Source organism: Pseudomonas sp. FW305-7, from assembly GCF_058786735.1.
This window is the reverse complement of the sequence record NZ_JBYSZA010000002.1, coordinates 379,293-404,536: the sequence shown is the minus strand read 5'-3', so window position 1 is coordinate 404,536 and position 25,244 is coordinate 379,293. Positions and strand designations below refer to the sequence as shown.

General features: G+C 60.8%; 25 protein-coding genes and 1 pseudogene. 9 read left to right on the top strand and 17 right to left on the bottom strand.

The genetic code is table 11. The features are described from left to right. A complete protein-coding gene (hemB, locus tag AC3WMT_RS04945; protein WP_103302527.1) occupies positions 1-1,014 on the bottom strand; it encodes a porphobilinogen synthase in 1,014 nt (337 codons plus the stop codon). Positions 1,015-1,221: 207 nt separating this feature from the next. Here hemB and AC3WMT_RS04940 point away from each other — a divergent pair, with 207 nt between their 5' ends. Continuing rightward, positions 1,222-1,872, top strand: a complete 651-nt coding sequence (locus AC3WMT_RS04940) for a DedA family protein (RefSeq protein WP_103302528.1) — start codon at positions 1,222-1,224, stop codon at positions 1,870-1,872. On the opposite strand, the gene AC3WMT_RS04935 is transcribed toward AC3WMT_RS04940, so the two are convergent. After that, positions 1,853-3,088, bottom strand: coding sequence for a sterol desaturase family protein (locus AC3WMT_RS04935; protein WP_103302529.1), 1,236 nt, complete (start codon positions 3,086-3,088; stop codon positions 1,853-1,855). The genes AC3WMT_RS04940 and AC3WMT_RS04935 overlap by 20 nt on opposite strands. Before the next feature lie 115 nt (positions 3,089-3,203). On the opposite strand from AC3WMT_RS04935, the gene elbB reads away from it, so the two are divergent. Further along, on the top strand, positions 3,204-3,872 hold the full coding sequence (elbB, locus tag AC3WMT_RS04930; RefSeq protein ID WP_103302530.1) for an isoprenoid biosynthesis glyoxalase ElbB: 669 nt from the start codon (positions 3,204-3,206) through the stop codon (positions 3,870-3,872). A 155-nt stretch (positions 3,873-4,027) separates the two neighbouring features. On the opposite strand, the gene AC3WMT_RS04925 is transcribed toward elbB, so the two are convergent. The 3 genes from AC3WMT_RS04925 to AC3WMT_RS04915 form a co-directional block, all read right to left on the bottom strand. Continuing rightward, on the bottom strand, positions 4,028-4,483 hold the full coding sequence (locus tag AC3WMT_RS04925) for a YaiI/YqxD family protein (RefSeq protein ID WP_103302531.1): 456 nt from the start codon (positions 4,481-4,483) through the stop codon (positions 4,028-4,030). A 108-nt stretch (positions 4,484-4,591) separates the two neighbouring features. Then, positions 4,592-6,487 carry an FTR1 family protein gene (locus AC3WMT_RS04920; RefSeq protein WP_103302532.1) on the bottom strand — a complete coding sequence of 632 codons (1,896 nt, stop codon included), beginning with the start codon at positions 6,485-6,487 and terminating at the stop codon, positions 4,592-4,594. Between the two features lie 85 nt (positions 6,488-6,572). Next, entirely contained in the window at positions 6,573-7,472 is a 900-nt protein-coding gene (locus AC3WMT_RS04915; protein ID WP_103302533.1) for a LysR family transcriptional regulator, read from the bottom strand. A gap of 178 nt (positions 7,473-7,650) precedes the next feature. Here AC3WMT_RS04915 and AC3WMT_RS04910 point away from each other — a divergent pair, with 178 nt between their 5' ends. From AC3WMT_RS04910 to AC3WMT_RS04890, 5 genes are all read left to right on the top strand, one after another. Further along, entirely contained in the window at positions 7,651-9,042 is a 1,392-nt protein-coding gene (locus tag AC3WMT_RS04910) for a COG3014 family protein (RefSeq protein WP_103302534.1), read from the top strand. A gap of 208 nt (positions 9,043-9,250) precedes the next feature. Then, complete coding sequence (locus AC3WMT_RS04905) at positions 9,251-10,645, top strand: COG3014 family protein (protein ID WP_103302535.1); 1,395 nt, start codon at positions 9,251-9,253, stop codon at positions 10,643-10,645. A gap of 15 nt (positions 10,646-10,660) precedes the next feature. Then, a complete protein-coding gene (locus AC3WMT_RS04900) occupies positions 10,661-11,035 on the top strand; it encodes a YcfL family putative periplasmic lipoprotein (RefSeq protein ID WP_011336502.1) in 375 nt (124 codons plus the stop codon). A 36-nt stretch (positions 11,036-11,071) separates the two neighbouring features. Beyond that, entirely contained in the window at positions 11,072-11,659 is a 588-nt protein-coding gene (gene lpoB, locus AC3WMT_RS04895) for a penicillin-binding protein activator LpoB (RefSeq protein ID WP_103302536.1), read from the top strand. 3 nt (positions 11,660-11,662) lie between these two features. Continuing rightward, entirely contained in the window at positions 11,663-12,406 is a 744-nt protein-coding gene (locus AC3WMT_RS04890; RefSeq protein WP_103302537.1) for a penicillin-binding protein activator LpoB, read from the top strand. Between the two features lie 194 nt (positions 12,407-12,600). Here AC3WMT_RS04890 and AC3WMT_RS04885 read toward each other — a convergent pair whose 3' ends face one another. The 3 genes from AC3WMT_RS04885 to AC3WMT_RS04875 form a co-directional block, all read right to left on the bottom strand. Further along, a complete protein-coding gene (locus tag AC3WMT_RS04885; protein ID WP_103302538.1) occupies positions 12,601-13,233 on the bottom strand; it encodes a LysE family transporter in 633 nt (210 codons plus the stop codon). Positions 13,234-13,431: 198 nt separating this feature from the next. Beyond that, complete coding sequence (locus tag AC3WMT_RS04880; RefSeq protein ID WP_103302539.1) at positions 13,432-14,013, bottom strand: mechanosensitive ion channel family protein; 582 nt, start codon at positions 14,011-14,013, stop codon at positions 13,432-13,434. Then, on the bottom strand, positions 14,013-15,923 hold the full coding sequence (locus tag AC3WMT_RS04875) for an ATP-binding cassette domain-containing protein (protein WP_103302540.1): 1,911 nt from the start codon (positions 15,921-15,923) through the stop codon (positions 14,013-14,015). Before AC3WMT_RS04875 ends, AC3WMT_RS04880 begins: the two co-directional genes overlap by 1 nt. A gap of 50 nt (positions 15,924-15,973) precedes the next feature. Here AC3WMT_RS04875 and AC3WMT_RS04870 point away from each other — a divergent pair, with 50 nt between their 5' ends. Then, positions 15,974-16,435 (top strand): TIGR02444 family protein, encoded by a 462-nt coding sequence (locus tag AC3WMT_RS04870; protein ID WP_103302541.1) that lies wholly within the window; start codon positions 15,974-15,976, stop codon positions 16,433-16,435. Here AC3WMT_RS04870 and AC3WMT_RS04865 read toward each other — a convergent pair. Continuing rightward, on the bottom strand, positions 16,432-17,574 hold the full coding sequence (locus AC3WMT_RS04865) for an AlgP family protein (protein ID WP_103302542.1): 1,143 nt from the start codon (positions 17,572-17,574) through the stop codon (positions 16,432-16,434). The two genes, AC3WMT_RS04870 and AC3WMT_RS04865, sit on opposite strands and share 4 nt — an antisense overlap. Before the next feature lie 192 nt (positions 17,575-17,766). Between AC3WMT_RS04865 and AC3WMT_RS04860 the strand changes: the two genes are divergently transcribed. After that, a complete protein-coding gene (locus AC3WMT_RS04860) occupies positions 17,767-18,432 on the top strand; it encodes an FKBP-type peptidyl-prolyl cis-trans isomerase (protein ID WP_103302543.1) in 666 nt (221 codons plus the stop codon). Positions 18,433-18,490: 58 nt separating this feature from the next. Here AC3WMT_RS04860 and rsd read toward each other — a convergent pair whose 3' ends face one another. The 8 genes and pseudogenes from rsd to AC3WMT_RS04820 all read right to left on the bottom strand — a co-directional run. After that, positions 18,491-18,949, bottom strand: coding sequence for a sigma D regulator (gene rsd / locus AC3WMT_RS04855; RefSeq protein WP_103302544.1), 459 nt, complete (start codon positions 18,947-18,949; stop codon positions 18,491-18,493). Between the two features lie 178 nt (positions 18,950-19,127). Next, positions 19,128-19,679 carry a disulfide bond formation protein B gene (locus AC3WMT_RS04850; protein ID WP_103302545.1) on the bottom strand — a complete coding sequence of 184 codons (552 nt, stop codon included), beginning with the start codon at positions 19,677-19,679 and terminating at the stop codon, positions 19,128-19,130. Positions 19,680-19,897: 218 nt separating this feature from the next. Further along, complete coding sequence (locus AC3WMT_RS04845) at positions 19,898-21,136, bottom strand: heme biosynthesis protein HemY (protein WP_103302546.1); 1,239 nt, start codon at positions 21,134-21,136, stop codon at positions 19,898-19,900. Continuing rightward, positions 21,133-22,275 (bottom strand): uroporphyrinogen-III C-methyltransferase, encoded by a 1,143-nt coding sequence (locus tag AC3WMT_RS04840; RefSeq protein WP_103302547.1) that lies wholly within the window; start codon positions 22,273-22,275, stop codon positions 21,133-21,135. The genes AC3WMT_RS04845 and AC3WMT_RS04840 overlap by 4 nt, the downstream gene beginning before the upstream one ends. Before the next feature lie 16 nt (positions 22,276-22,291). After that, positions 22,292-23,059, bottom strand: coding sequence for a uroporphyrinogen-III synthase (locus tag AC3WMT_RS04835; protein WP_103302548.1), 768 nt, complete (start codon positions 23,057-23,059; stop codon positions 22,292-22,294). Continuing rightward, positions 23,056-23,997, bottom strand: coding sequence for a hydroxymethylbilane synthase (gene hemC, locus AC3WMT_RS04830; protein ID WP_103302549.1), 942 nt, complete (start codon positions 23,995-23,997; stop codon positions 23,056-23,058). The genes AC3WMT_RS04835 and hemC overlap by 4 nt, the downstream gene beginning before the upstream one ends. Positions 23,998-24,135: 138 nt before the next feature. Beyond that, positions 24,136-24,882: a LytR/AlgR family response regulator transcription factor gene (locus AC3WMT_RS04825; RefSeq protein WP_103302550.1), complete on the bottom strand. Its 747-nt coding sequence runs from the start codon at positions 24,880-24,882 to the stop codon at positions 24,136-24,138. Next, positions 24,879-25,019, bottom strand: a pseudogene (locus AC3WMT_RS04820) (sensor histidine kinase); the annotation flags it as partial. The gene AC3WMT_RS04825 and the pseudogene AC3WMT_RS04820, both read right to left, overlap by 4 nt. Positions 25,020-25,244: the final 225 nt, after the last annotated feature.

Genomic DNA, 25,244 nt, shown 5'->3' with positions numbered 1-25,244 from the left:
CTATTTCTGCTCTCGTAACAATTGAGCGGCGCGGACAGCAAAGTAAGTCAGGATGCCATCAGCGCCGGCACGTTTAAAGGCGGTCAGTGATTCAAGAATCACCGCCTCGCTCAACCAGCCATTCTGGATCGCCGCCATGTGCATGGCGTATTCGCCGCTAACCTGATAGACGAAGGTCGGCACTTTGAAGGCATCTTTTACCCGGAAAAGAATGTCCAGATACGGCATGCCCGGTTTGACCATGACCATGTCCGCGCCTTCAGACAAGTCCGCGCCGACTTCGTGCAGCGCTTCGTCGCTGTTGGCCGGGTCCATCTGATAGGAAGCCTTGTTCGCCTTGCCCAGGTTCGAAGCCGAACCCACGGCATCGCGGAACGGGCCGTAATAGGCGCTAGCGTACTTGGCCGAATAGGCCATGATCCGCACATTGACGTGGCCGGCAATCTCCAGTGCTTCGCGGATCGCCTGGATACGGCCGTCCATCATGTCCGACGGCGCAACCACTTGAGCGCCAGCCTCGGCATGGGACAAGGCCTGGCGGACCAGTGCGTCGACGGTGATGTCGTTCTGCACGTAGCCGTCTTCGTCGAGAATGCCGTCCTGACCGTGGGTGGTGAACGGATCGAGGGCGACGTCGGTGATCACCCCCAGTTCCGGAAAGCGATCACGCAACGCGCGGGTCGCACGCTGGGCGATGCCTTCAGGATTCCAGGCTTCGGCAGCGTCGAGGGATTTCAGTTCAGGTGGCGTCACCGGGAACAGCGCCAGCGCCGGAATCCCCAGCTCGACCCATTTCGCCGCTTCTTCAAGCAGCAGGTCGATGGTCAAACGCTCTACACCCGGCATCGACGCCACGGCTTCGCGACGGTTTTCACCGTCGAGCACGAACACCGGCAGGATCAGGTCATCGACCGTCAGCACATTTTCCCGCACCAGCCGACGCGAAAAATCATCACGGCGATTGCGGCGCAGGCGCGTGGCTGGGAATAAACGGTTGGCAGGGGTAAAGCTCACGGCAGACTCCTGAGCCCGCGCAAACGGGCGAGCGTGACAGTTATAGACGGCCATTATGACTAACAGATGACAGTTGTGTGAGACCCGTGACATGTAGCCGCATTCCATTCTCAGTGTAGGAATTGTTCACGTCGAGACACATTTCGACACTTTCATGAATGTGTCCGAAGGGTTAGGCTGCGCGTTCATTTCGCCAGCACCCAGACAATGCTCCAACAATTTCTGCATGACTTTGGCTACTTTGCCTTGTTCCTCGGCACGTTCTTCGAAGGCGAAACCATCCTGGTGCTCGCGGGCTTCCTTGCGTTCCGTGGCTACATGGACATCAACCTGGTGGTGGTCGTGGCGTTCTTCGGCAGCTATGCCGGCGATCAGCTGTGGTACTTCCTGGGCCGCAAGCACGGGCGCAAATTGCTCGCGCGCAAACCGCGCTGGCAGCTGATGGGCGACCGCGCGCTGGAGCACATCCGCAAGCATCCGGACATCTGGGTTCTGAGCTTCCGCTTCGTTTATGGCTTGCGCACGGTGATGCCAGTGGCGATCGGCCTGTCGGGTTATCCGCCGGGACGTTATCTGCTGCTCAACGGGATTGGCGCGGCGATCTGGGCCACTGCGCTGGCCGCCGCCGCTTACCACTTCGGCGCGGTACTGGAAGGCATGCTCGGCAGTATCAAGAAATACGAGCTGTGGGTACTCGGGGCGTTGCTGGTACTGGGCGTTGGCCTGTGGCTGCGTCGTCGCTTCAAGAATGCCCGCCTGGCGAAACAGGTCTACGCCGACGAGCAAGCCGCGAAAGCCGCACAGCTGCACCAGGCTGAACAGGCCAAAGCCGCCGAACCTAAGACGCCAGCCGAGTAATTCGCTGGCGACAGCCGTACAGCCCGATGCCGCTGAGCAGGCTGTAACCGAACAGGCCGGCCCACACCAACGGGCTGGCCGGCCATAGCCCGACCAGCGGCGCCAGCCACACCAATGGCAGGTTCAACGCCAGCCGCAGCAGTTCTACCTTCAGCGCCCACGGGCGATTCTCCAGGGTTACGCCCAACCCAAACACACCGAACGCCACCGCGCCCCAGCCGAGCAACAACGCGGCAGGCGGCAAACTGCGCTCCAGGTTCATCAGATAGCTGCCTAACGCGATATATGCGCAGAACTGCAGCGCCACGTACCACTGCTGGCGGCGCTCAAGCGGCACTTCGAATTTACGGAACCGGGTGAAATCCGGTTTGCTTATCGGGTAATTCGCCGCGACGTCCGCCGGCCGCCAACCCGTGCGCATGAACCAGATCCGCAGCTTGTCCCACCGACTCTCGGCCCGCCGCGCGTCATCCCACAACTGCGTATAAAACTGCAGATTGGCCCACAGCGGATTCCAGCTCGCCAGCGGCGTGGTCACGCCGAAAATCACCGGCTCGTTGTCGTCCTCTTCCTGAAACGTGCCGAACAGCCGGTCCCAAAGAATGAACACCCCGCCGTAGTTGCGATCCATGTAGAGAGCGTTCTGTGCATGGTGAGCCCGATGATTGGATGGCGTGACAAAGCACCACTCGAACCAGCCGAGTTTGGGAATGTGCTTGGTGTGCACCCAGAATTGATAAAGCAGGTTCAACGCCGCGACGCTGACGAACACCAGCAGCGGCACACCCAGCACGGCCATCGGCAGGTAAAAAATCCAGCCGAGCAGAAACCCGGTACTGGTCTGGCGCAGCGCAGTAGAGAGGTTGTACTCCTCGCTCTGGTGATGCACCGAGTGCGCCGCCCAGAGGATGTTGCGCTCATGCCCCATGCGGTGCAGCCAGTAGTAGCAGAAGTCATAGAGGACGAAGGCAAACACCCAGACCCAGGGGCTATCCACCGGCAATCTGAACAGCGCCAGATGATCAAGGGCAAAGGCATAGGTCACCAGGCCCACGCCCTTGGTCAGCAAGCCCGTGGTAGTCGACAGCACGCCGGTGCTGATGCTGTTCACCGCGTCGGCCAGGCGATAGTTGCTCACCCCGCGCCAACGGTCGGCGATCAGTTCCACCGCGATCAACACCAGGAAAAACGGCACCGCATACAGAATGAAGTCCATGACGCGTCCTGACTGGAATACCAAGGACAGATCCTAGGTGTAGCCGCCCCTTAACCCTATGGCAACACGCGACAAATTAGTGGACATTTAGCGCCATGAATCTGGAGAGAAACCCATGAGCAAAAAAGTTGCAGTGATCCTGTCCGGCAGTGGCGTATACGACGGCGCCGAAATCCACGAGAGCGTCATCACCCTGCTGCGCCTCGATCAACGCGGCGCGCAGGTGCAGTGCTTCGCGCCGAACATCGCGCAATTGCATGTGATCAATCACCTGACCGGTGAAGAAATGCCCGAGTCGCGCAATGTGCTGGTGGAATCGGCACGCATCGCTCGCGGCAACATCAAGGACATCCGCGAGGCCGATGTCGACGACTTCGATGCGCTGATCGTGCCGGGCGGTTTTGGCGCGGCGAAAAACCTCTCGAACTTCGCCGTCGAGGGTGCTGGTTGCACCGTGCAGCCTGAGGTTCTGGCGTTGGCCGAAGCGTTCGCCGAAGCGGGCAAACCGGTCGGTCTGATGTGCATCTCGCCGGCACTCGCGGCAAAGATCTACGGCCCGGGCGTGACCTGCACCATCGGCAATGACGCCGACACCGCCACGGCGATGAACAAGATGGGCGCAACCCACGAAGACTGCGCGGTGACCGACATCGTCGAAGACAAGGCGCGCAAACTGGTGACCACCCCGGCGTACATGCTGGCGCAGAACATCAGCGAAGCGGCGTCGGGGATCAACAAACTCGTCGACCGCGTACTTGAACTGACCCACGAGAACGATGCCTGATTCTCCCGCACGATCGTTCCCACGCTCTGCGTGGGAATGCCGCCATAGGCGCTCCGCGCCTGCTCACTTCGGCGGTACATTTGCGGTGAGGCCGGAACGCGGAGCGTCCCAAGATGCGTTCCCACGCGGAGCATGGGAACGAGCGTTCGTAAGGCTCAGGGGTTGCGGGTCAGACGCGTGATGATCCGGTCCAGCGCATTGGCGAACGCCTGCTTCTCGCGATCGCCGAACGGTGCGGGGCCGCCACTCATCTGACCCTGCTCACGCAGATCGGTGAACAGGTTGCGTACGGCCAGGCGCTCGCCCATGTTCTGCGCATCGAACTCCTTGCCGCGCGGATCCAGCGCCGCCACGCCCTTCTTCACCAGCCGATCGGCCAGCGGGATATCGCTGCAAATCACCAGTTCACCAGGCACCGCGTGCTCGACCAGATAATCGTCCGCCGCATCCGGGCCACTCGGCACCACGATCAGCTTGACGATGGCCAGCCCCGGTTTGGTCTGCGGCTGCCCGGCCACCAGCACCACCTCGAACTGGCGCTTGAGGGCAAACTTCACCACCAGATCCTTCGCCTGCCGCGGGCTGGCGTCGGCATCGATCCATACACGCATCATCTTTTCCTCTTCCCAAAAAGCATCGCGGGCAAGCCCGCTCCCACAGGTTACGCGCAAATCCTGTGGGAGCGGGCTTGCCCGCGAATGTGAGCGCAGCGAATGCGGTTAAGCGGTGACCCGCTTCTTCTCGGCCACCCAACTACGCCCATACAACACAACAATCGCCAGAATCGCCACAGCCTGTGCCGTCAGCGAATAGGCATCGGCGTGAATCCCCAGCCAATCGAACTCGAAGAACGCCACCGGCCGCGTGCCGAAGATTCCGGCTTCCTGCAACGCCTTCACGCCATGCCCGGCAAACACCACCGACAGCGCGCACAGCAGCGCGGCGTTGATGCTGAAGAACAGTGTCAGCGGCAGTTTCGCCGAACCGCGCAGGATCACCCACGCCAGACCGACCAGCAGCACCAGCGCCGTCGCCCCACCAGCGAGCACCGCGTCATGCCCGGCAGGACCGGCCTGCAGCCACAGGGTTTCGTAGAACAGGATCACTTCGAAGAGTTCGCGATAGACCGAGAAGAACGCCAGGATCGCGAAGCCGAAACGCCCGCCGCCGCCCACCAGGCTGCTCTTGATGTAATCCTGCCAGGCCGCGGCGTGACGACGGTCGTGCATCCACACGCCGAGCCACAACACCATCACACTGGCGAACAGCGCCGTCGCACCTTCCAGAAGCTCACGTTGCGAACCGCTGACATCAATCACATACGCCGCCAGCGCCCAAGTGCCGAGACCGGCCAGCAACGCCAGGCCCCAACCGACATTGACACTGCGCACCGCCGATTGCTGACCGGTGTTGCGCAAGAACGCGAGGATCGCCGCCAGCACCAGAATCGCTTCCAGACCTTCACGCAGCAGAATCAGCAGGCCGGAAATGTAGCTCAGCGACCAGCTCAGACCATCGCTGCCGAGCAACCCGGCGGACTCTTTGAGTTTGGCTTTCGCCGCGTCCAGACGTTGTTCGGCCTGCGCCACCGGCAGGCCGTCCTGCAACGACTGCCGGTAAGCCATCAACGACTTCTCGGTGTCCTTGCGCACGTTGGCGTCGACGTTATCCAGCGAACTTTCAACCAGTTCGAAACCTTCCAGATACGCCGCTACCGACAGGTCGTAGGCCTGATCGTGTTCTCCGGCGCGGTAAGCCGCGAGGCTCTTGTCCAGGGTTGCTGCGGTGTAGTCGAGCAACTGCGCCGGGCCGCGTTTGACCTGCGGCGGCTGTGCACGTTGGGCACGGAACGTCGCAGCGGCTTGCGGACCTTCGGCGGCCTGCACTTCGGCCGGCGTCTGGCGAGCCAGATCGGCGATGTTGTAGGTTTTCTCGGAGGTCGCCGCCGCGGCGTCGGCGCTGAAGCCGGCGATGTAGGTGGCCAGATCCCAACGCTGACGATCATCCAGTTGATCGGCAAACGCCGGCATGTCGGTGCCTTCGACGCCTTGGCCGAGGGTGTTGTAGATCGCGTACAGACTCAGGTGATCCAGACGCGCCGCGTCACGCAGATTGGCCGGCGCTGGCGTCATGCCCAGACCTGCCGGACCGTCACCGGCGCCGCTGTCGCCGTGGCACACCGAGCAGTTTTGCGCATACAGCGGCGCGCCACGGGTCGGATCCGGGGTGATGATCGGCGCCTGGCTGACTTCATACGCCACGGCCAGTTGTGCGCCCAGTTGCCGGGCCTGACGGGCAACGTCGGCGCCGTCCTGCTTCGCCCTGATCGCCGCGTGCAGCGCTTCGATACCCTGCTCCAGCGCCGCTTTCTCGGGTTTGGCCGGCATGTCGGCGATCAAGCCTTGCAGCGCCTGAGTGAACTCGAGCTGCTCGCGATATTCGGAGTCGTCGACGACTTTGCCCGCCGCGACCGTCTGCGGGTAGTCGGCGCTGATGTAATCAAGCAGGTGCAGCGCTTGCGGTGCGCCTTCCACGGTATCGGCCAGCAGGTTGAAGCTGCTCAGGGCGCACAACGGAAACACCAGCCAGGCCAGAAATCGGGACGAGGCAGTCATGAAGAGGTCTCAAGTGGAAATGCGAAGTTACATATTGTTCACTTCGAACACGTTTCCCTCAAGCTTTGTCGGCGTTTCGGCGTTTTTAACGCGTGGGTGTGCTCAGGTTCCGGTAATGCTCGGTCATGAAATCAACGAACACTTTGACCTTCAGTGCGACATGTCGGGCATGCGGATACAGCGCGTAATAATGCCGCTGGCCGAGGGTGCAGTTGGGCAGGATCTGCACCAGCCGCCCGCTCAACAAGTCGTCCTGCACCGTGGCCCGGGTGAATGAGGCGATGCCGACACCGGCCAGCGCGGCAGCATGCAGTGAGCTGATCGAGTTCGCCTTGAAGTGACCTTGTGCCCTGAGCGGCGTGATTGCTCCGCGCGCATCGGACAACAACCAGTCGCTGCCACCGGCAAACGCCAACAATTGATGCCCGGTCAACTCCCGGGCCTGACGCACCAGACCATGGCGCGCCACATAAGCCGGCGATGCCACCAGCAACATGTCCGAGACCGTGAGCAATCGCGCCACCAATGACGAGTCCGCCAGTGGCCCGCAAATGCGCAGCGCAACATCGAAACCTTCGGCAATCAGATCGACGAAGCGATCATCGCAGGACAGATCGACCTCAATATCGGGGTAACGCTGCTGAAACGCCGGGAGCCAGTTCGCCAGCTCCAGCGTGCCGATCACCATCGGTGCGCTGATACGCAGAACGCCGCTGGGGCTTTCATGGGCCTGACCGACTGCGATGGCGGCTTGATCCAGTCGATCGAGAATGTCCACGCACGCCGCGTAATACTGCTGCCCCGCAGTGGTCAGGCTGAAGCGTCGGGTGTTGCGGTTGATCAACCGCGTGCCGAGCTCGGTTTCCAACTGCTGCAACTGCCGGGAGACCGTCGAGTGCGTGGTGTCGAGTCGCTCGGCGGCGGCGCTGAAGCCGCGACATTCGACGATGCAACGAAACGCACGCATGGCCAGCAGTTGATTCATTGAAGTCCCGGACTCAGTGAAAGACAGATGGCCAAGGCTAGCTCAATCCACTCGGCCATCCCACCTGTAACCGTTGCAGGGCACGAAGTGTCGGCGCAAAACAGAGCAGCATATGGCCACTACTCACCTCTATACTGCGTCAACTTGTCGTTTTTCTGCTCAAGGATGACCCCTTCCAATGCGCCAATGCCTGTTGCTGCCCCTGATGATCGCGACCCTTGTGCAACTGGCGGGATGCGGCGCTTACCGCAATTACGACCTGGAACTGCAACAGACCACCGACCAACTCAAGTCCGGCAACGTCGACGGCTCACTCGCACTGATCGAAGCGCACAACCCCGATGCCGAAAAGGATTTGCTCTATTACCTGGAGAAAGGTGCAGTTCTCAGTGCCGGCGGTGAGTTGCCGCAGAGCCAGGTGGCGTGGCGCAGTGCCGAACAGATGATCATTCAGCGTCAGGACACTATCGAAACCACCGGCGATAAATTGCTCGCCGCGATGGGCGATCACTGGGGCGGCATCATCAACGACAAGATTCGCCGTTACGATGGCTACGACTACGAAAAGGTCATGCTGACCACGCAAATGGCCCTCAACCAGTTGTCCGCGAATGACTTCGACGGCGCCCGTGCCGACATCAAGAAAACCCACGAGCGGGAAACGCTGATCGCCCGTCAGCGAGAACTGGAATACGAACGCGTCGAAGCAGCGGCCAAGGCTCAGGGCGCGCGCGTGCACTACAAGGATCTGCAAGGTTACCCGGTAGTCATGCTCGATTCGCCCGCCGTCATTGCGTTGAAAAACGGTTATCAGAGTGCGTTCAGCCACTATCTCGCCGGGTTCACCTACGAAGCGCTGGGTGAAAAGGATCTCGCGGCACCGGGTTATCGTCAGGCCATTGAGCTGCGCCCGGACATGGCGTTTTTCCAGCAAGCATTGCGCGACCTCGACAGCCCCGGACTCAAAGCCGACGAAAGCGACGTGCTGATCATCGTGCAAAGTGGCCTGGCGCCCGCGCGCAGTTCGGTGCGTGTGCCCTACCCGGTGAAGCTGGCGGACGGGCAAGTCATCGTTGCCAATATCTCCTTCCCGGTGATGGTGCCCGACACCTCCACCCAGCCAATCAGCCAGGTCAGCATCGACGGGCGCCAGAAAAAGCTGATCTCGGTCAACAACATCACTGACATGTCCTTGCGGACGTTGCGTGACGATATGCCGGGGATTATTCAGCGCACCACCTACCGGGCATTCCTCGCAGCAGACGTTCAGGGCACCGACAATCGCCGCGATCCGAGCAAGGCCTCATACGTGACTCACTGGGATGGTTTCGAGCAGGCCGACACACGCACTTGGCGTACCCTGCCCAACCTCACACAAGTCGTGCGTTTGCGCCTGAAAAAGGGCGATCACCTCATCAGCCTGCCGAATGCCACTGCGCCGCTGAAAATCCGTATCGATCAGAACCGTCAGATGATTGGTCTGCGCGTGCTGGGAGACCGTATCTTCGCGAATGGCAGCGCTTTTCAGCCCGGAGCATCTGCGGACAACCGCGTATCGGGCCTGAAATAACTAATGGCACGAAACTAACAAATGCAATTAAAAAGCTATTACATAGCCAGCACCGCCCGCCTATAATGCCGCGCCCTCGCTATTGCGAAACGGCATTAAAGCTCCTCTGGTTATGAGGAATTGGCAGGAGGCCAACGCCACTGTCGATGGGTCACACCAGCCCGACCAGCATCCGCGGCTGTAGTTACTCCAGGGAAGAAGTACCCCCATGGCATTCCGCGCTCCCACTCTGATCGCGCTCAGCGCCGTCACTCTGCTGTCCGGCTGTTCGGCGTTTCGCAACTACGACTCCGAACTGGCACAGACCAACCAGCAACTGGCCTCCGGCAACGTCGACGCCGCGCTGACCTTGCTGGAAAAGAACAACACCGGCCCTGACAAAGACCTGCTCTATTACTTCGAGAAAGGTGAACTGCTGCGCGCCAAGGGCGACCTGTCCGGCAGCCAGAACGCCTGGACCAGCGCCGATGTAGTGGTCGGTCAGTGGGAAGATTCGGTCAAGCTCGACACCGGCAAATACCTCGCTCAGTTCGGCAGCTTCGTCGTCAACGACAAGGTTCGCCGCTACGAAGGTTACGACTACGAAAAAGTCATGCTGACCACGCAGATGGCCCTGAACCTGCTGGCGGTGAATGACTTCGACGGCGCACGCACCGCGATCAAGAAGACTCACGAACGCGAAGCGGTGATCGCCGACCTGCGTGACAAGGAATACCTCAAGAGCGAGGAAGAGGCCGAGAAAGAAGGCATCAAGACTCAATACAAGGACCTGCAAGGCTATCCGGTCGCCAGCCTCGACGCGCCGGAAGTGGTCAGCCTGAAAAACAGCTACCAGAGTGCGTTCAGCCATTACCTGGCCGGCTTCGTCTATGAAGCCCTCGGTGAAAAAGATCTGGCTGCGCCGGGCTACCGCAAGGCAGCCGAACTGCGCCCGAACACGCCGCTGCTGGAACAGGCGCTGGTCAACCTCGACAAGCCGAGCAAAAGCGACGACAGCGACATCCTGATCGTCGTGCAAAGCGGCCTGGCGCCGTCTCGCGATTCGATTCGGGTGCCGCTGCCGTTGCCGATCTCCAACAACGTGGTGATCACCCCGCTGTCGTTCCCGATCATCAAGGCTGACACCTCCACCGCGCCATTCGCGCAGATCGGTGTCGACGGCCAGCAGGTCAATCTGACCGCCCTCAACAGCACCACCGCCATGTCCCGCCGCGCCTTGCGCGATGACATGCCGGGGATCATCGTGCGCACCACCGTGCGCGCGATCACCAAAGGCGTAGCGCAGAAGAAAATCAACGAAACCAACCCGCTGGCAGGTCTCGCGGTCGGTATTTCTTCAGCCGTGCTCGAAGGTGCCGATACCCGTACGTGGCGCACCCTGCCGGACAACACCCAGGTAGTGCGTCTGCGCCTGAAAAAGGGTGAGCATCAGGTTACCCTGCCGAGCGCCGTGGGCGGTTCGGTGGTCAAGGTCACCGTTGACCAGCGCTATCAAGTGATCAGCCTGCGCGCCGTCGGCAATCAGGTGTTCGCTGGCGGTCTCGCCGCCCATGTCATCCCGAGCGCCGGCGCGACCAACGTTGCCAGCCTCAAACAACCTTAAGAACGGAGTCTTTGCATGCGCTTCAAACTCATCGCCGTCGCCGCCCTCGCCTTGCTGGCGAGCGGCTGCGCCACCCCGCCGCCACCTGAGCCGGGCAGCGCCGCGAGCAAAGTCGTGGCCATGGGGCCGCAGAAACACATCGTCGTCGGCGCCATGCGCGTCGCCCGCGAAAACGGTTTCATGACCGTCAACGTGCAGTTGAGCAACACCCTCAACAGCAACAAGACGTTCTACTACCGCTTCGCCTGGCTCGGCCCGGAAGGTTTCCCGATTGCCGAGGAAGAAGTCTGGAAGAGCCAGATGATGTATGGCGCCCAGACCAGCTTCATCCAGGGCATCGCCCCGACCCCGAAAGCCGTGGACTTCCGTCTGGAACTCAAGACGCCGTAAGCCCGCCACCCTATTTCTGATTTAGAGAACACTGCCATGTTTGTACGCTTTTCCTGCATCGCCGTTATCGCCCTGCTGGCCTCCGGCTGCGCCAACACCTCGCCGACCCTGGGCAGCAAGAACATCAGCTACGGCGACACCAAAGCGGTTGAAACCGTGACCAACGAATTCGGTTCGACCGATCTGCAAATGATCGCCGAGTCGATGACCCGCTCGCTGGCTCAGTCCGGCATTCTGCAGAACCGTCCTGTGGTTCAGGTCTACGACGTGAAAAACAAGACCAGCGAGTACATCGATACCCGCGAAATCACCACCAGCATCAAGACCCAGCTGATGAAAACCGGCGTTGCGCGTTTTGCCAGCGACAACAATGCGATGCAGAGCCAGGTTGACCAGCTGAAGCTGCAAAACCAGAGCGGTCTGTACAAGAAGAGCACCGTGGCCAAGACCGGCAACATGGTGGCTGCCAAGTACCGCATCGAAGGCTCGATCAGCTCGATCGTCAAGCGCAGCAGCGATTACAAAGACGTCTTCTACAAATTCAGCCTGCAATTGATTGACGTGGAAAGCGGTCTGGCCGAGTGGATGGACGAAAAAGAGATCCGCAAAACCACGGAGCGTTAATCGATGCGCGCATGGATTGGCATGATGGCCCTGGCTTGCGCGTTTGGCGCGCAAGCGGCCCCGAAAGTCGCGGTGACGGATCTGGCGTATCAGGAGCGTGTGGAGCAATACATCCACATCGTTTCGGCCCAGAGCAATCATCGCGAGAGTTACTACAGCGCCAGCGGTTCTTCGAGCTACAACGAGATCGAAGCGACCACCAGCTACATCGAGCAGGGCGAGCTGCGCAAATTCACCGGCGACATCAAGGGTGAAATTCTGCGTACCGGCATGTTCCAGCTGGTGCAGGGCACGCCGTACACCGCGTCGTCCAAGGGCGATGTCTATGACGTGATCAAACGCATCAAGGCCGGCAACTTCAAAGGCGCCGACTACGTACTGTTTGGCACGGTGTCGGACATCGACTTCACCCAGGACATGAACGAGCTGGCGCACACCGACAGCTATTCGGCGGTACTGGGCCTGACGCTGGTGGCGGATTTCAGCCTGATCAACACCAAGACCTTCGAAATCACTTCGGCCTTCACGGCGATGGGTGAAGCGCAGGACACCAAACTGGTGAACGGCCGCGACATCAAGATCTCGCTGAACCGCCCACGGGTGGTGCGTGAGGTGTCGAAGGCGCTGGGCGAAGACGTCGCCAGGCAACTGAGCCAACAGCTCGGTGGTGGCGGCTACGAGCAGCCGCGTGAAGCGCCGCAGCGCAACAATCTGCCGCGTGATACTGCGCCGGTGATCTTGCGCTGATTGATTTGGAGAAATGCTTTCCTGTGGCGAGGGGATTTATCCCCGTTGGGCTGCGAAGCGGCCCTTTCTTTTAAGATCAAAAGGGCCCGCTGCGCGAGCCAACGGGGATAAATCCCCTCGCCACAAATGCTCACTCCAGAAAGGGCAATAAAAAAGGCGACCTCACGAGGTCGCCTTTTTTCTGGCCGGGGCTTTTAGACCGCCGCTTTACGCAACGTCGCCATAAACGCCGCCGCGCCAATGAACAAACCGGCAAAGGTGCGGTTCATGCGTTTCTGCTGCGTTGGCGTGCGCAGCAGGCGCAGCACTTTCGACGCCAGTCCGGTGTAGCCGGCCATGACGACCAGGTCAACGGCGATCATGGTCACGCCGATCACCACGTACTGGATCAACAGCGGTGCATGCGGATTAATGAACTGCGGCAGCACCGCCAGCATGAACACCAGTGCCTTGGGGTTGCTGATGTTCACCAAAAAGCCACGGAACACCAGCGCCAGCGGCTTGCCGATTGGCCGTACTGCCGCGTCATCGCTCATGTCCATGGGCAGTGCGCGCCATTGCTTGATCGCCAGATACACCAGATAGGCCACGCCGAACCATTTGATCGCATGGAACGCGGTGGCCGAAGCAGTGAGAATCGCGCCGACACCGGCACCAACAATCGCAATCTGCACCGCGAGGCCGATTTGCAGGCCCAGGGCATTCCAGTAGCCACGCCAGAAGCCGTATTGCAGACCGCTGGACATCGACGCAATAGCGCCGGCGCCCGGAGAAAGACTGATCACCCAGCAGGCGGCGAAAAACGCCAGCCATGTTTGAAGCTCCATCGCACACCTCGACTCTGAATCGTCACAGACGTCCAAGCTAATGCGGTTTGGAATGGTTGACCATTAATTTTTTGCAGGATGGTGCAGCAATCACGGCTGGAGGACCTTTTCGCGAGCAGGCTCGCTCCCACAGGGAAACGCATTTCAAATGTGGGAGCGAGCCTGCTCGCGAAAGCGTCAGAACAGACGCCCCGAAATCTACTTCTCGAAGCCGCTCGACGGAAACACATCCGTCCCGCGCCAACGCCGCACCGAGCGCTGGAAGAACAAACTGTTCGGCACCTGCACCATCGCGCTACCGGTGCCCAGTTCCTCAGCCTCGATCAGCGTGGTGTAGAGCAGATTGATCGCCACCACTCGCCCCTTCACACCGGGCTTGTCCGTGGTGTCGACCAACTCGACGATATCCCCCAGGCGAAACGGCCCGACAGTGAAGATCAGAATCGCGCAGAGCAGGTTCGACAGCACACTCCACATCGCGAAGAACGCCACCGCCGCCACGGCAACAAAACCGGACAACGCCGTCCACAACACCGTGGCCGAAACACCGAGGCGCTCAAGCACAAAAATCACCGCACTGCCCATGATCAGCCAGCGCAGCACGCCTCGCAGTGGCATCAGCAACTGCGGCGGGAACGGATAACGCTCACCCAGACGGGTCAGGCATTTGGCGACAAAGCGCTGGGCAATGTAACCGGCCAACAGAATCAGCAGAATCTGTACGCCGAGCCAGAGCGGCTCGACCCACATGGCCGGCAGCGGCAGCTTGAACGCTTCCATCAGGACAGCGCCTCCAGCTCCGCCTGCATGCTTTCCAGCGTTTCCAGGGCTTGCATCCACGCCTCTTCCAGTTCGCCTTCGCGAACCTTCAGCTTGGCCTGCTCGGCCAGCAGATCACGCAATTCGTTCTTGCGCGCCGGCTCGTAGATATCGCTGTCGCCAAGGCTGGCATCAACCTTGGCGAGTTTTTCGTGGAGCTTGCCCAGTTCGGCTTCCAGCTTGTCGGCTTCGCGCTTGTGCGGCGCCAATTGCTGACGCAACGCAGCGGCAGCCTGACGCTGCGCCTTCTTGTCGGTCTTGTCCGGGTTGACCGGGGTGTTGCTGACCGGCGCGTTGCGCTGACGGTATTCGACCAGCCAGCGCGCGTAGTCTTCGAGGTCGCCATCGAACTCTTCCACCTTGCCGTCAGCGACCAGGTAGAAGTTATCGGTGGTGCTCTTGAGCAAGTGCCGATCGTGAGACACCACCAGTACCGCACCGCTGAATTCCTGCAGCGCCATGGTCAGCGCCAGGCGCATTTCCAGGTCGAGGTGGTTGGTCGGTTCGTCGAGCAGCAACAGGTTCGGCCGTTCCCAGGCGATCAATGCCAGGGCCAGACGCGCCTTTTCACCACCGGAGAAATTCAGCACCGGCTCATCAATGCGCGCGCCACGGAAGTCGAAACCGCCGAGGAAGTCGCGCAGGGTCTGCTCACGTTCGGTTGGCGCCAAGCGCTGCAAGTGCAGCAGCGGACTAGCCTTGGCGTCCAGCGAGTCCAACTGATGCTGGGCGAAGTAGCCGACCACGGTGTTCTCGCCACGGGTCAGGCGCCCGGCGATCGGTGACAGCTCGCCGGCGAGGTTCTTGATCAGCGTCGACTTACCCGCGCCATTCGGACCAAGCAGGCCGATCCGCGCACCTGGGGTCAGTTGCAGCTTGACCTTCTCCAGGATGGTTTTATCGCCGTAGCCGAGACGTGCATCGGACAAGTCGATCAGCGGGCTGGAGATCTTGGTCGACTCACGGAACACAAAGTCGAACGGCGAATCGACGTGGGCCGCCGACAGCTCTTCCATACGCTCCAGCGCCTTGATCCGGCTCTGCGCCTGACGGGCCTTGGTGGCCTGGGCCTTGAAGCGGGCGATGTAGCTTTCCATGTGCGCACGTTGCGCCTGCTGCTTCTCGTAGGCCTGTTGTTGCTGGGCCAGACGCTCGGCACGGGCGCGTTCGAACGCGGTGTAGCCGCCGCGATACAAAGTGATTTTGCGCTGATCGACATGGGCGACGTGATCGACGACTTCGTCGAGGAAATCACGGTCGTGGGAAATCAGCAGCAAGGTGCCCGGGTAGCTTTTCAGCCACTCTTCGAGCCAGATGATCGCGTCGAGGTCCAGGTGGTTGGTCGGTTCGTCGAGCAACAACAGGTCCGATGGGCACATCAAGGCCTGCGCCAGATTCAGGCGCATCCGCCAGCCACCGGAGAAATCGCCGACCTGACGATCCATCTGCTCGTTGGTGAAACCCAGACCGGCGAGCAACTTGCGCGCTCGCGCATCGGCGGTGTAACCGTCGGCGCTGTCGAGCTCGGCGTGCAGACGGGCCTGAGCGGCACCGTCATGCGCTGCTTCGGCGGCCGCGAGGTCACGTTGCACCTCGCGTAGACGCAGGTCGCCGTCGAGCACATAGTCGACGGCAAGACGCTCAAGCGTCTCGATCTCCTGGCGCATGTGAGCGATGCGCCAGTCGGCCGGCAAATAGCAGTCACCCGAATCAGGGTGCAGCTCACCCCGAATCAAGGCGAACAGGCTGGATTTGCCGGCGCCGTTGGCACCGATGAGGCCGGCTTTGTGGCCGGCGTGCAGGGTCAGCTCGGCGTCTTCTAGCAGACGTTGCGGGCCACGCTGTAAAGTCAGGTTCTGAAGTCGGATCATAATGGCGGCGGAGTCTACCAGCTTCGCTCACAACTGGCGCGAGTAGCACGATGTCCTCTGACCTGTGGAGCTTTTCCCTTGCCACTTACGCCCGCCCGGGCGTGGAAGACGCCTGCCTGCAACTGCAAACGGCGGGGGCCAATGTGTGTCTGCTGTTGTGCGGTTTATGGCTGGAGCAACGCGGGGTGACGTGCGATGAACAACGCGTACGGCTGCTTCAGGCGTTGACCGAGCCTTGGGATGTCGAGGTGGTGCAGCCGCTGCGAGCAATGCGCATGCAATGGAAAGCGCGGGCAATTGATGATGCGGTGCTGAAAGGCATGCGCGAGCAGATCAAATCACTCGAGCTTGAGGCTGAGCGAGCGTTGCTGTCACGGCTTGAGGGTCTGGCGCAGGAGTGGACGCGAAACGGCGCAGGTTCAAACACCTGGCTGGAAGGCTTGGCCGGTGCGACGGCCAGTCCGAACCGCGACGCGCTGCAAGTGCTGCGCGTCGCGGCAACCGGCACTTAGGAAGCGCTGGTCGGGTTGCTGGTGACGCTCGACACGGCGGCTGGCGTTGGCGCAGTCGAAGGGGTCGAGGTAGAAGCGGCAGGTGCCGGTGCAGCCGGAGTTGCTGGCGTGGCAGGCTTGGCCGTTGGCGCGGTTGCCGGTTTGACGGCGGCTGGTTTGGCAGCGGCTGGCTTTTTCACGGCTGGTTTTGCGGCTGGCTTGGCAGCTGGTTTTGCAGCAGCAGGCTTGGCGGCAGCAGTCGCTGGCTTGGCAGCGGCGGCCGGTTTCGCGGCAGGCTTGGTTGCCGGTTTGGCGGCGGCTTTCACGGCTGGTTTGGCAGCCGGCTTGGCAGGCGCTTTTGCAGCTGGTTTGGCTGCAACCGGTTTGGCGGCAGTCTTGGCGGCTGGTTTGGCAGCGGCGGTTTTAGCAGCAGGTTTTGCTGCTGGTTTTGCCGATGCTTTGGCAGCGGGTTTAGCGGCAGGTTTGGCGGCTGCGGTTTTCGCTGGAGCTGGTTTTGCAGCGGTGGTTTTAGCCGCCGGTTTTGCAGCACTCGCGGCAGCCGGTTTTTTCGCTGCAGGTTTTGCAGCGGTTTTGGCAGCAGGTTTGGCCGCCGCTTTCACCGGTGCTTTGGCCGCAGGTTTGGCCGCAGGTTTGGCTGCAGTTTTAGCAGCCGGTTTGGCCGCTGCGGTTTTCGCCGGGGCTTTGGCCGCAGCAGGTTTTGCAGCTGCTTTCTTCGCTGGTGCCGCTGCCGGTTTGGCTGCGCGAGTGGACAATACCTTACCCACGGCTTCTTGAACGCGACCAACACCCTGGGCCAGTTTCAGGCTTTCCTGGGCGTCGCGCTTGAGTTGCAGAATGTAGCTGCGAGTGTCGGACTGACGATCCTTCAACGCATCAAGCAGGTCTTCCAGTTCTTTCACTGCGCCTTTGGCCTTGGTCTGCGCCTTGGCTTTACCGGCGGCCGCTGCGTCCTGCAATTTGGTGCGGGATTTGTGCAGTTTTTCTTGCGCCTTGCCGCGTTGCTTTTCCAGTTTGGCGAGCAGTTTTTCAGCATCAGCCAAGGCTTGGGAGCAAGCGTTTTCCAGATGCTCGAGCAAGCTGCCCGAGAGTTGTTGGAGTAAGTGCAACGGAGTATTTACAGGCTTCTTGGTGGCCGACATGGTTTACCTCCTGGCTGACGTGAGTGCGGCTCATACTAGACCTCTGCAGTTACCGCCGCTAGGTCATCTTGACAGTATCGAAACGGTTGCGTTGCAACGAAGTGAAAATGTTCTGCACGAAGTCAAAAGCAGTTCACCGTTGCAGACGTTCGCGCTGGCATAATCCCCCGCATCTCAGGACGGAGAGTGCCCATGTCGCGCTACCTTTTTTTATCCCTCTGCATGATCTTTTCGGCCGCCCACGCTGACGAAAAAACCACCGCGAACGATGCACATGATCTGGCTTACAGCCTTGGAGCAAGTCTGGGTGAACGGCTGCGCCAAGAGGTTCCGCAGTTACAGATCCAGGCACTGATTGATGGTTTGCAACAGGCCTATCAAGGCAAGCCACTGGCGCTGAGCGAGGCACGTATCGAGCAGATTCTGGCCGATCATGAAGCGCAAAATGCCGAGCACTCCGCACAGCCTTCGAGCGACGCCGCGATGGAAAACGAACAGCGTTTTCTGACCGCTGAAAAAGCCAAACCGGGCGTCAAGGAACTGGCCGACGGCATCCTTCTGACCGAACTGGTACCGGGCACTGGCGCCAAAGCCGGGCCGGATGGAAAAGTGCAGGTGTTGTACATCGGTCGGTTGCCCGACGGCACGGTGTTCGATCAGAACACTCAGCCGCAATGGTTCAATCTCGACAGCGTGATTGCCGGCTGGCGTACAGCCCTGCAAAACATGCCGGTGGGTGCGAAATGGCGGCTGGTGATTCCATCGGATCAGGCCTATGGCGCCGACGGTGCCGGGGACTTGATTGCACCGTTTACACCACTGGTATTTGAAGTGGAGTTGCGTGGCGCGACGAGTTGAGCAGGCAATAAAAAACGGTGCGCTTTGGGCGCACCGTTTTTTTGATCAGAAAAAAGGATCAGGCCTGCACCGGATCTTCTTCCTTGTGTGCTGTGTGCAGCACTTCAATCAGGCAATCTTCCAGTTCGAAGCGTTCGTGAAGCAGGCCACCGAGCTCCTTGAATTTCTCGGCAACGCATTTGCCTTCATCGCAAAGGTCATTGAAGGCGAGCAGCTTCTCGGTGATGACGTCGATACGCGGATAGATCGTCTCGGCGAGCTCCAGGCCACGCTTGTCGTTGAACGCCTTGGCTTCGCCAGTCAGCTGTTCGTAAATTTCGAAGTGCCCGGCCGAAACGTAATCGACCAGCACGCCGCAGAACTCCTGCAAGGGTTTGCGGTTCTCGGACAACGCCTGAGGTTGTGCACCGAGGTTGTCGTAGGCGCCGATCAGCTCTTCACGCTCTTGCAACCAGCGGTCGATCAGCAGATGAACCCCACCCCAACGTTCCTGAGCATTCTGACAACTTTCGAGCATGGCGATCTCTCTTCCCTTGTGGGTCATGCTGCTCTACACCCGCGCCCTCTCTTTTTGGCTTGGGGGCGATCGGGCAGAGCGTCATCGAGCAACATAAATCCAATGACACGTGCGGGCCAGATTATGCCCGCACGCTTATGGCTTCAAGGTACGCAGGAGATAAAGTTCATACAAGTGTTTAATCCCGCAGCGGCGCCCGGTGCGACGCTTCGCCGCTGAGCGGTCGCTGCAAGGCGTTCCAGAGCAGGCGCAACAATTGATACACGGCAAGAATCGACACCGCGACAAAGAACAACAGGCTCCACTCCGGGATGCTCAGATCGAACAGCGTCCAGGAGATTTCGGCGCAATCGGCACCACCGTCAAACATCTTTTGCAACGCACAGATCCAGGGCAGCCCGCTAAACAGCGTCTGCGGATCCGGGGTACATCTGATCAATTGCAGCACCGGATCACTCTGGATCAACACTTGCCGCCAGGCTGCGGTGGTGCCACCCAGACTCGCGCCCAGCGCGAGTAGCCAGTAAAGCCACAAGCCGCCACGACCGGGGCCGTGCACCGCCGCCAGACCGCAGGATGCGCACAGCAACGTCAGGAACAGCCGCTGCACCAGGCACAAACTGCACGGCGTCAGGCCGACCACGTATTCAAGATAATAGGAAGCTCCCAGAGCAAAGGCACCCGCAGTGAAAACCATGAAGAACAAGGAGCGTGAGCAGGCCAACGACATGGCTTTTCCGTAACTTTAGAGACAGGCGGTTACGGTAGAGGAAAGCGTGTCAGCCTTTCAAGGCAAGGCCCTGCCGACAGTTCACCAGAGGTGTAGGGAAAACCCGACAGGTTCAGGAGGAAAAGGTGTAGCACGCTGTAGGACTTCGCCCCAGACACCCAAGGAAGGTGAATTTTCGTGCATCAAGGATGAACGAGGGAGCAATCTCCCTCGTGACTTCAGACGCGAGCCGGGACTGGCAACGGTGCGGCCAGCAAGCGCTCATCCAGCAAGCCGAGACCTTCCTGGAACAACTGATTGCTGCGCTCGGTATCACCCAATTGAGCGAGCAAACGTGCCAGCTCTGCACAGGCTTCCGGATTACGCTGCACGCGCAGACTGCTTTCCAGATAATCCCGTGCCTTGCCCCACAGACTGGTTTGCAGACACAGACGCCCCAGGGTCAGCAGCAGGCTCGGATCATTCGGATGATCCTTGAGCCAGCCTTCGGCGGTCTGCAATTGACGCGCCGGATCACTGCCTCGCACCAGGCCATACAGACGCGCCAGATGGCTGTCGTATCTGCGCTTGAGTGCCGTGCGCAGCACTTCTTCCGCCTGCACTTGCGCGCCCAACTGACGCAGCTGTTCGGCATAGGCCAGCACCAGCGGCGGTTCCTGACGTTGCGCCGAATTGAGTTGTTGCCAAGCCCGATCAAGCGACTGCACGCCAACCGAGCCATCCTCCTCACGCTGCGCCGCCAGCGACAGGTTTTCACCCCAGGCGCGGCGCTCAAGCTCAGCCAGTTCAGTGGCCGGCAGGACCTTGTCCTTGCGCAGTTCCGGCAATAGACGAATCACCGCCGACCAATCACCGCGCTGCTGATACAGACGGTGCAACTGGCGCAGCGTCTGCACATTGTGCGGATGGCGTTCATGCATGGCCTGCAATGTCACCAGCGCGCCGTCGGTATCGCCCCGGTCGGTCTGCAACTGTGCGTGGCTCAAGGCAATCGCCAGCTCCGCCTGTGGCTGACGCTCCAGCGCACGCTCCAGCAGGTGATCGGATTCTTCGTAATTGCCTTGCTCGTTCGCCGCGCGGGCGGCGCCGAGGTAATACAGCAACGGTTGGCGTTCGGCTTCGGCGGCCCGGTACAAATGACGCTGGGCACTGGCCCAGCGACCTTCGGCCAGATCCAGTTGACCGTGTTCGATCGCCACTTGCACGCGCCGGCTGCGGTTGCGCCGCGACCATGGATTGACCACCCCGGTGGACGCCATGACCAGCTCGACCAGGGCCTTGATGCCCCAGATCAGCAACCACAACACCGCGATCAGCGCCAACGTCGCCCACAGGCTCGACTCATAACGGAAGGACTTGTAGGCGACCAGCACGTAACCGGAATGCTCGGCAATCGCCAGGCCCAGCGCCGCCGTCGCCGCGATCACCAGAAACACGATCACATAGAGGCGTTTCATGGCGTGGCCTCCTGCGCAGTGTTGGCAGCAGGTTTGGCGAAGGGTTTCACCGACTCTTCGGCGTTGACGTTACGCCGCTCGAGGTAGGCCTGCACCGCACTCAAAGTGCCGGTCAGATCCGGAGTCTTGACCGTGACCGGTTCCTTGCTCAGCTCACCCACCTGTTCAAGCATCACTTTGCTTTGCGGATTGTCCGGATTGAAGTTGCCTTTGAGCACGTCACGCGCCTCGGTCAGCGCCTGGGTGTAGACCGCCGCCTGACCGTTGAGCGCCGCCCACTGTGCCTGCTCCAGCGCCAGGCTCAGGGCCAGACGCACCTGGCTCAGGCTCTGCCCGGCCAACAGCGGCTTCACATTCTTGTCGGCGTTGAAATCGATGCGAATGTAGCGAGAAACCTTGTCCCACCACTGCGCCCAGCGACTCGCGCCATCACCATCGGCGGTAAGGCCGAGCAGCGACTCGCCGCGATCCTTGTATTCCGGCGCCAGTTCGGTCAGGTCGATGACCTGATCACGCAGCGCGCCCAGACGCAGGAACAATCCGGTGCGATCCGGCTGCTCGGTGCTGCGCAGCGCGACCAGGGTTTTCGCCACTTGCTCACGGGCAGCGAAGGAACCGGGATCGTTCTGTTCACGCAGGATTTCGTCGGCGCCCTGCACCAAGGCCTGGGCGCTGCTGATGTCCTGCAACGCCGAAAGACGCAGGCTGGCCAGACGCAGCAAGTGTTCGGCTTCGGCCAGACGCCAGTCCTTGCGGCTGGCGCCGAGGACAGTTTCCAGACGCTGATTGAGGCGCTGTTGATCGCCTTGAAGCTGCGTCACCAGACGCTGGCGTTCGGCGAGTTCGTCAGCCCCCGGCAACTGCGCGAGGCGCTCGGTCAGACGCTGCTCGTTGAGCTTCAGGCTTTGCGCCTGATCGTTCAACGCCTGCACCTGACCCGACTGCTGTTGGGTGTTGGTTTGCAGGTGACGCACCTGCCAGACTCCCCAGCCACCGATCGCAACACCGGCAGCACCGAGCAACAGGGCGACGATGGCCAGGCCATTGCCTCGGCGCGGCTCTTTGGCCGGCAGTGGAGTTTCAACCTGTGCATCAATCACCGGTTGGACGTCATCTTTTGGCAAGGCTGTTTCGCTCACGTATCCATCCTTTGCATTAGAGAACGGGCACGGGATGCTCCCGTAACGCCGTCAGCAAAGCCGCGGCACTCGCGCCGCGGCAATCCACAACTGTTTGAGCCCCGGCGGCACGTGCCAGCTCGGCAACCCTTGGGCTTGGAACAAACAACGGCAACTGCGCTATTGTCGGCCAGGCATCGCCGGCCATCTGACGCAGGTGCTCGAAACCCTGTCCACTGCTGACCACCAGCCCGTTCAAGCGTTCCGCTTCGATCCGTCGTGGCAGTGCTTGCGGCGCGTAGGCTGGCAAGTCACGTCGATACAATTCCAGATACTCGACACTAGCACCAAGCTCGCGCAGACGCTCGGCGAGCAACTCGCGGCCGCCCACCCCGCGCAGGATCAACACCTGCGAACCGGGCTGAGTGACAGCCTCGCGCAGACGCGGTAATTGCAGCAAAGCCTCGCTGTCATCACCGCCGTCCGGGAAATGTGCGTCGAGGCCACGATCCTGAAGAATCTGCGCCGTCGCCGCGCCGACGCTGAACCACGGCATCGCCAGCGACTGCAACCCTTGGGCGTCGAGCAGTTCCACCGCAATGCGTGCCGCCGGCTTGCTGACCACAATCACCGCGCTACAACTCGGCAAGCGCGCGATCGCCTGACATATTTTGTCAGAGACCGGCAGCGGCGCGATTTCCAAAAGCGGCAGGCAACTGCTGAAAATCCCCTCGGCGGCCAACGTCGCGGCAAGCGCCGCACAGTCATCCGCAGGGCGCGTCAGCAGCAGGCGCCAACCGATCACTCGTGACCTGCCTCGCCATAGACTGCCTTGAGAATTTCTTCGGCGCCCTGGCCGAGCAAGTCTTCGGCAACCTTCACACCCAGCGCTTCGGCATCGGCGCGTGGCGCGCGGGCTTCGGCGCTGATCAAACGACCGCCACTCGGCTCGCCGACCAGACCGCGCAACCACAATTGCTCGCCTTCGAGCACCGCGTAGCAGGCGATCGGCACTTGGCAGCCACCATTCAAATGCTTGTTGAGCGCGCGTTCAGCGGTCACCCGCGAAGAGGTATCAGCGTGATGCAGCGGCGCCAGCAAGGCGTGAATTTCAGTGTCGGCACTGCGGCATTCGATGCCGACTGCGCCCTGGCCACCGGCCGGCAGACTGTCATCGACGCTGATGGCCGAGGTGATGCGGTCTTCGAATCCGAGACGGATCAGGCCGGCCGCCGCGAGGATGATCGCGTCGTACTCACCGGCATCCAGCTTGGCCAGACGGGTATTGACGTTGCCGCGCAGGAAACGGATTTCGAGGTCCGGCCGACGGGTCAGCAACTGTGCCTGACGACGCAGGCTGGAGGTGCCAACGATGCTGCCGGCCGGCAACGCTTCAAGGCTTGCATAGGTATTTGAAACGAAGGCATCACGAGGGTCTTCGCGCTCGCAGATGCAGAACAGACCGAGGCCTTCAGGAAAGTCCATGGGCACGTCTTTCATCGAGTGAACGGCAATGTCCGCTTCATTTTCCAGCAGCGCGGTTTCCAGTTCCTTGACGAACAGTCCCTTGCCGCCGATTTTCGACAGTGGCGAATCGAGCAACTTGTCGCCGCGACTAACCATGGGCACCAGCGTCACCAGCAAGCCCGGATGGGCCGCTTCCAGACGGGCTTTGACGTATTCGGCCTGCCAGAGGGCCAGCGCACTTTTACGGGTGGCGATGCGGATTTCGCGAGAGGACATGGATCAATCCGTACTGAATAGATACGGCGGATAATAACAGCTCAGCCAAATCCACTTTGACTTGAATCAGAAACGGCGCGGCCTCCCTGGCCTGCGATGCCTGGTGAATAGACTGAAGAGTCGCCCGGGAAGACCGGGTTACAGGCCCTGCATCATCTTGCGCACACCCGCCACATGCCGACGGCTGACGATCAGCGCATCACCATTAAGGCCTTTGAGGAACAACTGGAAATGCCCCAGCGGCGTACGTTGCAGACGTTCGATGCGGTCACGGGCGACCAGCGCATTGCGGTGGATGCGCACAAAGCGCTCGCCGAATTCGTCTTCGAGGGCCTTGAGCGGCTCGTCCAGCAGCACTTCGCCGGCTTCATGGCGCAAGGTCACGTACTTGTGGTCGGCAATGAAATAGACCACCTGATCCAGCGGGATCAGTTCAATGCCTTTGCGGGTGCGCGCACTGATGTGACTGCGCGGGCCATTGCCGCTTTCGGCGGCGGGACGGGTCAGGGCCGAGAGTTGCGCCCGATTGGGACGTTCAGCCTTTCTCAAGGCGTCATGCAGATGTTCGGTTCGCACGGGTTTCACCACATAGCCCACGGCGCTGGCCTGCAGGGCTTCCACGGCAAATTCATCGGGACTGGTGCAAAACACCACGGCAGGCGGCGTTTCACGCTCGCACAGACGGGCAGCGACCTGCAGGCCATCCAGGCCCGGCATGCGGATATCGAGCAGCACGATATCCGGCTTGTGGCTGTCGATCAGCGCCAACGCCTCTTCGCCATTCGTGGCGCTGGGCTCCAGGACTGTGTAACCCTCGAGCTCGCTCACCATTCGGCTAAGGCGCTCGCGAGCCAGTGGTTCGTCATCAACGATCAGGACATTCATATTGCGCTGGATTCCTGCGTGAGTCTCGCACAAGGATAGCGTAGACAGGTGAAGTGACGTCCGTCACCGCGATCCACGCTAAGACTAGCCCGAGCGCCAAAAAGTGCCGTACGTCGGCCAGCAATATTTGCCAGTGTCCGGGTCGTACTGCTCGAAGCCCGCTGTTTCCTGCGCTTTGCGCGGGGTTTGCCCAAGGACAATACACCCACCCCCCTCTTCTTATAGTCGGCAGCCAGACCTTTGCGCGATCCGACTTGCACCGACCCTTATGTCCAACTGTAGACGTTCGTCGGGCCGATATTGCTCAATCGAAAAATATCCTTACGCAAATTCCCCCGGGGAACACGCTGACTATGAAGGAC

Coding starts and splice junctions, on each gene's coding strand:
- hemC (WP_103302549.1), bottom strand. CDS start 23,997: ATGTCCTCTCGCGAAATCCGCATCGCCACCCGTAAAAGTGCGCTGGCC.
- AC3WMT_RS04885 (WP_103302538.1), bottom strand. CDS start 13,233: ATGGAGCTTCAAACATGGCTGGCGTTTTTCGCCGCCTGCTGGGTGATC.
- AC3WMT_RS04845 (WP_103302546.1), bottom strand. CDS start 21,136: ATGAAACGCCTCTATGTGATCGTGTTTCTGGTGATCGCGGCGACGGCG.
- AC3WMT_RS04935 (WP_103302529.1), bottom strand. CDS start 3,088: ATGGACTTCATTCTGTATGCGGTGCCGTTTTTCCTGGTGTTGATCGCG.
- AC3WMT_RS04940 (WP_103302528.1), top strand. CDS start 1,222: ATGCTCCAACAATTTCTGCATGACTTTGGCTACTTTGCCTTGTTCCTC.
- AC3WMT_RS04905 (WP_103302535.1), top strand. CDS start 9,251: ATGGCATTCCGCGCTCCCACTCTGATCGCGCTCAGCGCCGTCACTCTG.
- AC3WMT_RS04870 (WP_103302541.1), top strand. CDS start 15,974: ATGTCCTCTGACCTGTGGAGCTTTTCCCTTGCCACTTACGCCCGCCCG.
- elbB (WP_103302530.1), top strand. CDS start 3,204: ATGAGCAAAAAAGTTGCAGTGATCCTGTCCGGCAGTGGCGTATACGAC.
- AC3WMT_RS04850 (WP_103302545.1), bottom strand. CDS start 19,679: ATGTCGTTGGCCTGCTCACGCTCCTTGTTCTTCATGGTTTTCACTGCG.
- AC3WMT_RS04860 (WP_103302543.1), top strand. CDS start 17,767: ATGTCGCGCTACCTTTTTTTATCCCTCTGCATGATCTTTTCGGCCGCC.
- AC3WMT_RS04915 (WP_103302533.1), bottom strand. CDS start 7,472: ATGAATCAACTGCTGGCCATGCGTGCGTTTCGTTGCATCGTCGAATGT.
- lpoB (WP_103302536.1), top strand. CDS start 11,072: ATGTTTGTACGCTTTTCCTGCATCGCCGTTATCGCCCTGCTGGCCTCC.
- AC3WMT_RS04900 (WP_011336502.1), top strand. CDS start 10,661: ATGCGCTTCAAACTCATCGCCGTCGCCGCCCTCGCCTTGCTGGCGAGC.
- AC3WMT_RS04920 (WP_103302532.1), bottom strand. CDS start 6,487: ATGACTGCCTCGTCCCGATTTCTGGCCTGGCTGGTGTTTCCGTTGTGC.
- AC3WMT_RS04865 (WP_103302542.1), bottom strand. CDS start 17,574: ATGTCGGCCACCAAGAAGCCTGTAAATACTCCGTTGCACTTACTCCAA.
- AC3WMT_RS04825 (WP_103302550.1), bottom strand. CDS start 24,882: ATGAATGTCCTGATCGTTGATGACGAACCACTGGCTCGCGAGCGCCTT.
- AC3WMT_RS04910 (WP_103302534.1), top strand. CDS start 7,651: ATGCGCCAATGCCTGTTGCTGCCCCTGATGATCGCGACCCTTGTGCAA.
- AC3WMT_RS04875 (WP_103302540.1), bottom strand. CDS start 15,923: ATGATCCGACTTCAGAACCTGACTTTACAGCGTGGCCCGCAACGTCTG.
- AC3WMT_RS04890 (WP_103302537.1), top strand. CDS start 11,663: ATGCGCGCATGGATTGGCATGATGGCCCTGGCTTGCGCGTTTGGCGCG.
- rsd (WP_103302544.1), bottom strand. CDS start 18,949: ATGCTCGAAAGTTGTCAGAATGCTCAGGAACGTTGGGGTGGGGTTCAT.
- AC3WMT_RS04880 (WP_103302539.1), bottom strand. CDS start 14,013: ATGGAAGCGTTCAAGCTGCCGCTGCCGGCCATGTGGGTCGAGCCGCTC.
- AC3WMT_RS04925 (WP_103302531.1), bottom strand. CDS start 4,483: ATGCGTGTATGGATCGATGCCGACGCCAGCCCGCGGCAGGCGAAGGAT.